Source organism: Dyella sp. 05T440, assembly GCF_056395965.1.
In genome coordinates this window covers 130613-138406 of record NZ_JBFTKN010000013.1, presented here as the reverse complement: position 1 = coordinate 138406, position 7794 = coordinate 130613, and the positions used below count along the sequence as shown (strand labels likewise).

At 64.1% G+C, this 7794-nt stretch carries 5 protein-coding genes; 2 read left to right on the top strand and 3 right to left on the bottom strand.

The genetic code is table 11. The features are described 5' to 3' along the window. Positions 1 to 402: 402 nt before the first annotated feature. Both AC1DE1_RS16845 and AC1DE1_RS16840 read right to left on the bottom strand, forming a co-directional pair. The gene (locus AC1DE1_RS16845) at positions 403 to 2682 is read right to left on the bottom strand and encodes a S9 family peptidase (RefSeq protein ID WP_441601825.1); all 2280 of its coding nucleotides are present in this window, start codon (positions 2680 to 2682) and stop codon (positions 403 to 405) included. Between the two features lie 163 nt (positions 2683 to 2845). Further along, a complete protein-coding gene (locus AC1DE1_RS16840; RefSeq protein WP_441601824.1) occupies positions 2846 to 3544 on the bottom strand; it encodes a glutathione S-transferase N-terminal domain-containing protein in 699 nt (232 codons plus the stop codon). A 135-nt stretch (positions 3545 to 3679) separates the two neighbouring features. Here AC1DE1_RS16840 and AC1DE1_RS16835 point away from each other — a divergent pair, with 135 nt between their 5' ends. Continuing rightward, complete coding sequence (locus AC1DE1_RS16835; protein WP_441601823.1) at positions 3680 to 4105, top strand: hypothetical protein; 426 nt, start codon at positions 3680 to 3682, stop codon at positions 4103 to 4105. A 59-nt stretch (positions 4106 to 4164) separates the two neighbouring features. Then, a complete protein-coding gene (gene rbsK / locus AC1DE1_RS16830; RefSeq protein ID WP_441601822.1) occupies positions 4165 to 5046 on the top strand; it encodes a ribokinase in 882 nt (293 codons plus the stop codon). Positions 5047 to 5153: 107 nt separating this feature from the next. Here rbsK and AC1DE1_RS16825 read toward each other — a convergent pair whose 3' ends face one another. Then, positions 5154 to 7733: a DNA translocase FtsK 4TM domain-containing protein gene (locus AC1DE1_RS16825; RefSeq protein WP_441601821.1), complete on the bottom strand. Its 2580-nt coding sequence runs from the start codon at positions 7731 to 7733 to the stop codon at positions 5154 to 5156. Between the last annotated feature and the right edge of the window lie 61 nt (positions 7734 to 7794).

The window sequence follows — 7794 nt, the reverse complement described above, 5'->3', positions numbered from 1 at the left end:
GCGCCTGGCGTTGTTCGGCTCTTGGTGTGGCTCTTCGCCCTCGGGGTCCCCGTATGACGCGGCGGGCGGGTGGAGGAAAGCCCGAAGGGTGGCCGCATGGATGCGGCCAGTTTTTCGACAGGACAGGGATGTCCTGTCGAAAAACCCCGCAACCCGCCCGCGCACCTGGAGGGCCGCAGGCCCGGAAGGCGCGTCATCCGGGGGGCCCTTCTCCGTGGGTTACTTTCTCTTGGGCAAGCAAGAGAAAGTGACCCGTCCTCAGGCAGGAGGACGGAAGCCCGCGGCAGGCGAGCCAGATCGCCGTATCGCGACAACCGAAGTCCATCGCTCCTGGATCCCGGCCTGCGCCGGGATGACGAGCAAACAGCGGGCAAGTCCCGCGATGCCAGATGGAATGAAAAGCTAGCGCGTAGTGGTCGCCGCCGCCGGCACCGCTGCAGCCTTCGGTGCAACCGGCACAACCGCCGCCGCCCCCTTCACCTGCTGCTGAAAGAAATTCTCAATCAGGTGATACACGTGACTGCGCTGCCCGGGCAAGTTGAGCCCATGCTTCGCCCCCGGGTACGCCATGAACTGAAACTGCGTCCCACGCTTCTGCAACTCCGCCATCAACTCGGTCGAGTTGAGAAACAGCACGTTGTCATCCGCCATCCCGTGCACGAGATACAACTTCGAGGTAAGCCCATCGAGCCACGCCATCGGCGAGCTGCGCGTGTAACCCGAATCGTTGTCCTGCGGCCGCCCCAGATAACGCTCCGTGTAGAAGGTGTCGTAGAGCCGCCAGTTGGTCACCGGCGCCACCGCCACACCGCCGGCCAATTCATCCGAAGCCTTCGCCAGCATCATGGTGGTCATGTAACCGCCATAGCTCCATCCGAACACGCCCACATGCTTGGCATCCACCCACGGCTGCGACTTCAGCCAATGGATGCCGACCAGCTGATCGTCCACTTCGGCCGCGCCCAGCTGCTGGTAGATGGCGTTCTCGAACTGGCGCCCGCGGCGCGCCATGCCGCGGTTGTCCAGCGTGAACACCACAAAGCCCTGGTTGGCCATGTACTGGTTGAAGTAGTCGCCCCACGCATTGGTGACCATCTGCGCATGCGGGCCGCCGTAATACATGTCAAACACCGGATACTTCTTGGTGGGATCGAAGCCGGCCGGCTTGTACAGGCGGTAGTACAGCGTCTGCCCGTCCGCCGCTTTGAGCGTGCCGAATTCCGGCTTGATCAGGCTGTCGCGATACGGCCAGTACGGATGTTTTTCATCCAGCTTGTTGGCCTCGATCCAGCTGACCAGGCTGCCGTCCGACTTGTGCAGGCTGACCTGCGGCGGCGTATCGACACTGGAGAAATTGTCGAGATAGAAACTGCCCTCCGGCGCGAAAGAAGCCGCGTGCGTGCCCGCGCCCTGGCTGATGCGCGCCGGCGCTTTCGCCGTGCTGCCGTCGATCTTCAGCGCATAGATCTGCTTCTCGGGAACAGCGTCCTTGTTCGACGCCACGAAGACCGTGCCCGTGTGCTCGTTCACTGCCAGCAGTCCGTCGATCTGCCAGTCGCCTTCGCTCACCGCGTGCTTGAGCGTGCCGTCGAGACCGTACAGATACAGATGGTGGTAACCGCTGCGCTCGCTGCCCCACAGGAAAGTCTTGCCGTCCTTGAGGAAGGTGAGATCGCTGTTGAGATTGATCCAGGTGTCGCTGGTTTCGGTGAGCAGTGTGCGCTGCGCCAGGGTCTTCGCGTCGACCAGGCGCAGATCCAGTTTCTGCTGATTGCGCGGCATGCGCTGGTAGGTGACGTGCTTGCCGTCGGGCAACCAGTTCACGCGGGTGAGATAGATGTCCGCATCCTTGCCCAGGTCGATCCAGCGCGGTTGTCCGCCAGCGGGCGACACGAGGCCAAGCTTCACGGCCACATTGGGCGCGCCTGCGGCGGGATAGCGCTGATCGATCACGTCGGTGTGATCGGCAAACAGCTCGGTGCGCTTGGTCACCGGCACCTTGGCTTCGTCGTAGCGCTCGAACGCAATGGCCGAGTCGTCGGGTGCCCACCAATAGCCGGCGCTGCGATCCATTTCTTCCTGCGCGACGAACTCCGCTTCACCGTTGTGCACGGTGCCGCCGCCATCATGCGTCAGCTGCCTGGCTTCGCCGGTGCCCAGATCGATCACCCATAGATTCTGATCGCGCACGTAGGACACGTAGCGACCCTTGGGCGAGATCTTCGGATCGATCACGTTGTCGCCGGTATCGAGCGGCGTGGGAGCCGCGTCCGGCGTGGCCAGCGCGACGACATAGAGTTTGCCGTTGATCGGGAACAACAGCTGCTTGCCGTCAGGCGACCATTGGTAGCTCACGATGCCGTGCAGGCCGGCGGTGCGTTCGCGCTCGCGGCGCGCCTTCTCCGCATCCGACAACTGCTCGCCGTTGGGTTCGAGTTTCTTCGAATCCACCAGCAGGCGCGTCTTGTTGTCCTTGAGCTGGTATTCCCACAGGTCCAACTGGAACTGATCGTCCGCGCGGGCGCGCAGGAAAGTCACGCGGCTGCCGTCGGGCGAAATCTGCAGACCGCGCGGCGCGGCACCGGCAAGATTGCCACCGTCGAAGATGCGTTCGATCGTGAGTTTTTCGGCCATGGTCGGCAGGGCTACCATCGTCAGGGCAGCAAACAAAAGGGCGCGCATGGAGACTTCCTTGGGCGACGCGTCGTACGCAAGAACAAACGGCGATTAGAACGCGTCGCGCCCTTGGAAACCAGCGCTTTGTGCGTGAAGCAGGCGAAAAAGGGCGGAAACTCCGTGAAGGCGCGACGTTTCTGACGGCTCCCGCTCCTCTTCACACTCGCGGCTAGCTCTTCGCTCCCTGCCCGAACAGCACTTTGCGCGCGTCCTCATCCGTCGTCAGGTCGAACTTGCCCTTGATATCCTCGCCCAACGCATACGCGCGCCGGGTGGCGGGACGCTCGCCGATCGCTACGAACCAAGCCTTCAAGTGCGGGAAATCCTCCAGGCTCATGCCTTGGTTTTCGTGCGGCACGATCCACGGATAGGCCGCCATATCGGCGATGCTGTAGTCGTTGCCGGCGATGAAGCTGCGGCCTTCCAGACGCTTGTTCAGCACGCCGTAGAGGCGACGCGTCTCGTTGACATAGCGGTCGATGGCGTAGGGGATTTTCTCCGGCGCATAGCGGCTGAAGTGATGGTTCTGGCCGAGCATGGGGCCCAGCCCAGCCATCTGCCAGTACAACCACTCCAGCACCGTGTATTTGCCGCGCGGATCGGTCGGCAGGAAGCGGCCAGCCTTCTCGGCGAGGTACTGCAGGATCGCGCCGGACTCGAACACGCTGATCGGCTCACCACCGTCGGCAGGCGCCGTATCCACGATGGCCGGCATGCGGTTGTTCGGCGAAATCGCCAGGAACGCTGGCTGAAACTGCTCGCCCTTGCCGATGTTGACCGGTTTGATGGTGTAGGGGAGGCCGGTTTCTTCGAGGAATAGCGTCACTTTGTGGCCGTTGGGCGTGGGCCAGTAGTACAGCTCGATCATGAGGTTTCCTGGGGGCGGACGATCTGTTGATGTTCGGGGCGCTAGGCTTGGATTCAAGCCGGGACCGGCCGCTGCACCGTCAACCGCTCTTGGGTGCCCGCGTTCCCGCAGAGACGCCCTTAAGGAGTGCCGCCCATGAAACGCCTTCCCGCCATCGCTGCGATTGCTCTTGCCGTCACGCTGTCTGGCCACGCATGGGCCCAGCAGGACGCGCCACCCGCCGCCGGCAGCCAACACATGCACGCCTTCGATGCGCCAACGCAGTTGCAGCGCCTGACCAGGCAATTGCAGCTGACGCCGGATCAGCAGGCCAAGATCGGCCCGCTGCTGGAACAACGCGGCCAACAGCTGCAGGCGATACGCGGCGACACCAGCCTCAAGCCCGCCGACCGCCGCGCCAAGACCATCGCCATCGTGCAGGACAGCGACAGTCAGATTGGTGGCGTGCTGACCCAGGAGCAGCGCGACAAGTGGAAGGCCGTGCGCGAGAAGGCGATGGAGCGCATGCAGGAAAAACGCGGCCAAAACGTGCCCGCGGCGCCGGGCAGCAGCGGCGGCTGATTCCGCCCGCGGCATCCCTTATCCTGCTCCATCTCGCCTAACGCAGTGATGGAGCAGGTATGGCACGCGTCGTCGTGGTCGGCAGCATCAATATGGACCTGGTGACGCTGGCGCCACGCTTTGCCGAACCGGGCGAAACCATTCTTGGCGAACGCTTTCTCACCGTGCATGGCGGCAAGGGCGCCAACCAGGCGGTGGCCGCGGCCCGCCTGGGTGCGGACGTCGCGCTGATCGGAGCCTTGGGCGATGACGCCTTTGGCAACGAACTGCACAACGGCCTCGCGCGCGAGGGCATCTCGCTGGAGCATGTCGAGCGCATCGCCGACTGCGGCAGCGGCACGGCGTCCATCACGGTTGCGCAGGGCGAAAACCACATCGTGGTCGTGCCCGCCGCCAACGCCCGCGTGACGCCGGCGCAGATCGAGCACGCGCATGCCACCTTGGCGTCGGCAGATGCCATCCTCGTGCAGATGGAGATACCGCTCGAATCGGTCGAGGCGACGCTGCGCCTTGGTCAAAAGCTTGGCAAACCAGTCATTCTCAATCCTGCGCCCGCGCAGAAGTTGCCGATGGAGTGGTTGAAGCTCGCTCGCTATCTCACGCCTAACCAGCATGAGCTGGCCATCCTGCTTGGTGCATCCGGTGATGAGGACTTTCGCACGCTCATGCAACGCGCACCCGCGCCCGTCGTGCTTACGCGTGGCAGCGATGGCGCGTGGTACCGCGACGGCGGCGATCCACAGCATCAGGCGGGTTTTAAAGTCGATGTAGTCGACACCACGGGGGCGGGCGATACGTTCAACGCCGCACTGGCCGTCTTCCTGCACGAAGGATTGCCGATCGCGGTGCGCAAGGCGTGTGCGGCGGCGGCGTTGTCGGTGACGCGATTGGGCGCGCAGGGTGGCATGCCGACGCGAGCGGAGCTCAAGGAGTTCCTGTGACAGCGCACCCTCTCTGTGGGAGCGCACCCTGTGCGCGACAGCCACGCTGAGGTGTATCGCTCCGTAGGATTGTCGCGCACAGGGTGCGCTCCCACAGACAGCTCGCGCTAGTCCGAAGGCCCTGGCGCAATCACTTCGCGCTGCCCATTGATACCCATCGACGACACCAATCCTGCCGCTTCCATCGCTTCGACCAAGCGCGCCGCGCGGTTGTAACCGATGCGGAACTGCCGCTGCACGAACGAGATGGACGCACGGCGCGAACGCAGCACGAACGCAGCCGCCTCGTCGTAGAGTGGATCAAGTTCGGCATCGCCGGCTTCCTCGCCGAACAGTTCGCCGGAACCTTCGCTAGGCGGACCGGCAAGGATCTCTTCCTTGTAATCGGGTTCGCCGTAGAGTTTGAGGTGCGCCACGATGCGATGCACTTCCTCATCGGCAACAAAGGCACCGTGGATGCGCTGTGGATAACCCGTGCCCGGCGGCAAGAACAGCATGTCGCCCTGGCCGAGCAGGCTCTCCGCGCCCATCTGATCGAGAATGGTGCGTGAGTCGATCTTCGACGACACCTGGAAGGCCACGCGCGTTGGGATATTCGCCTTGATCAGGCCGGTGATCACGTCCACCGACGGGCGCTGCGTCGCAAGGATCAAATGAATACCGGCGGCGCGCGCTTTCTGCGCAAGGCGTGCAATCAGTTCTTCGATCTTCTTGCCGGCGACCATCATCAGGTCGGCCAGCTCGTCGATCACCACCACGATCATCGGCAAAGTGTCCAGCAACTCGGGCACTTCGGGATGCGCGGGGAACGGGTTCATCAGCGGCCGACCCGCCGCGCGCGCCTCGCGTACTTTCTGATTGAAGCCGGCGAGATTGCGCACGCGCAGATCCGACATCACGCGGTAGCGGTTCTCCATTTCGGCCACGCACCAGGCCAATGCATTGGCGGCGAGCTTCATGTCGGTGACGACCGGCGCGAGCAGATGCGGGATACCCTCATAGACTGAGAGTTCCAACATCTTCGGGTCGATCATGATCATGCGCACGTCGTCAGGCGTGGCCTTGTACAGCATCGACAGGATCATCGCGTTCACCGCGACGGACTTGCCCGAGCCGGTGGTGCCGGCCACCAGCATGTGCGGCGCCTTGGCCAGGTCGGCGACCACCGGTTCACCGGTAATGTCCTTTCCCATCGCCAGTGTCAGCAGCGAATCGGCATCGCGATAGACCGGTGAGTCGAGGATCTCGGACAAGGCGATCATCTGGCGCTGCTCGTTCGGCAACTCCAGGCCCATGCAGGTCTTGCCCGGAATGGTTTCCACCACGCGGATGGACGTCCGTCCGAGACCGCGCGCGAGATCCTTCATCAACGCGACGATCTGATTGCCGCGCACGCCCACGGCCGGCTCCACTTCGAAGCGCGTGATGACAGGACCGGCCGATGCGCCGACGACGGTCACCGGCACTTTGAATTCGCGCAGGCGTTGTTCGATCAGCTCGCCGGTTTCTGCGAGCTGCGCTTCGTCGATGGAGGTCAGCTCCTGGCGTGGCGCCGCGAGCAGGGAGAGCGGCGGCAACATGGCCGTCGAACGGGTTCGCGCTGTTGCAGAGGAAGGCAGCGGCGTGATGTCCGCAGCCGTGATGACGGGTTCATCGTCATTGGCGGCTACACGTCGGCCCGGTGCGATCGGTACAGCCTGCAACGGCAGGGCGACAGCTGCGAGATCGAGATCGGACGAGGTGTCCTCCGGTGCAGCCAAGGTTGCGGCAACGGGCAGCGGTGCTGGATCCAGATCGACCGCCGCAGCCAATGGCACCTCGTCGACGACCGGTTCTGCTTGCGTCGGCAACGGTGCCGGCACGACCGGCTCCATCGGCCGCGGGGCCTGTGCCGCCGCGGCGCCGGCGGCGATCGGTGACGCGGAGGTCTTCGCCAGGCTCGGGCTGGTCGCGATGGATGGCGAGGCACGACCAAACGTTGGACCTGGCGACGCTGCTGCCACGCGACCGTGCTTGGGCGTAAGCCAGGGCTCGCGTATCACTTGCTCTTGCTGTGCCGCGTAGCGGACAGGCGGGACGCGCGACGATGACGCAGCAGGTAGCATTGCTGATGCCGATGAAGGCGTGCTCTTTGCAGCGACGACGGGATCGACGGCCGCTTGAGCAACTCGCTCTGCTGCTGGCGTCGGTCGGCGATGCTTCGCGGATGCACGCTCCACGCGACGCACCGCGCCGGTCGCTCGACGTCGGGTGATCGGCTTGCCACGCCGCGCCGCGATCGCATCCAGTGCACGCTGCAGCAACCTGGCGATCACGTCGACAGCCGCCGACAAACGCTTGAACATCGCCGGCCAGCCCATGCCCAGATACCACGGCAACGCAGCAGCAAGCACCGCCAGCATGGCCAGCGTCGTGAGCCATCCACCGAGCAAGCCGCCGATGCCATGCGACAGCGCGCGACACACCATGCCGCCGGCGTTGGCATCATCGGTGTACTGATCGATCACCAGACCTTCGAGCGTGGCACTGGCCAGCAGCACCAGCAGCGCGCCCAACCCGTAGCGAATCGAACCTTCGCCGCCACCCGACCTGTTGCGCCGTTTCAGCAGAGTCCTGCCGGCGCGCCAGAGCAGGGGGACAAGCCAGAGTGTGGACAGCCCGAAGGCGCCGAAAAAGAATGAGAGCATGCCTGGATTCGAATCGACCGCGTGCAAACTCAGCATGTTAGCGCCATTGCCTAAGGCACGT

Excerpts from the sequence above, each read along its gene's own strand:
- AC1DE1_RS16825 (WP_441601821.1), bottom strand. The coding sequence starts at position 7,733 with ATGCTCTCATTCTTTTTCGGCGCCTTCGGGCTGTCCACACTCTGGCTT.
- AC1DE1_RS16835 (WP_441601823.1), top strand. The coding sequence starts at position 3,680 with ATGAAACGCCTTCCCGCCATCGCTGCGATTGCTCTTGCCGTCACGCTG.
- rbsK (WP_441601822.1), top strand. The coding sequence starts at position 4,165 with ATGGCACGCGTCGTCGTGGTCGGCAGCATCAATATGGACCTGGTGACG.
- AC1DE1_RS16840 (WP_441601824.1), bottom strand. The coding sequence starts at position 3,544 with ATGATCGAGCTGTACTACTGGCCCACGCCCAACGGCCACAAAGTGACG.
- AC1DE1_RS16845 (WP_441601825.1), bottom strand. The coding sequence starts at position 2,682 with ATGCGCGCCCTTTTGTTTGCTGCCCTGACGATGGTAGCCCTGCCGACC.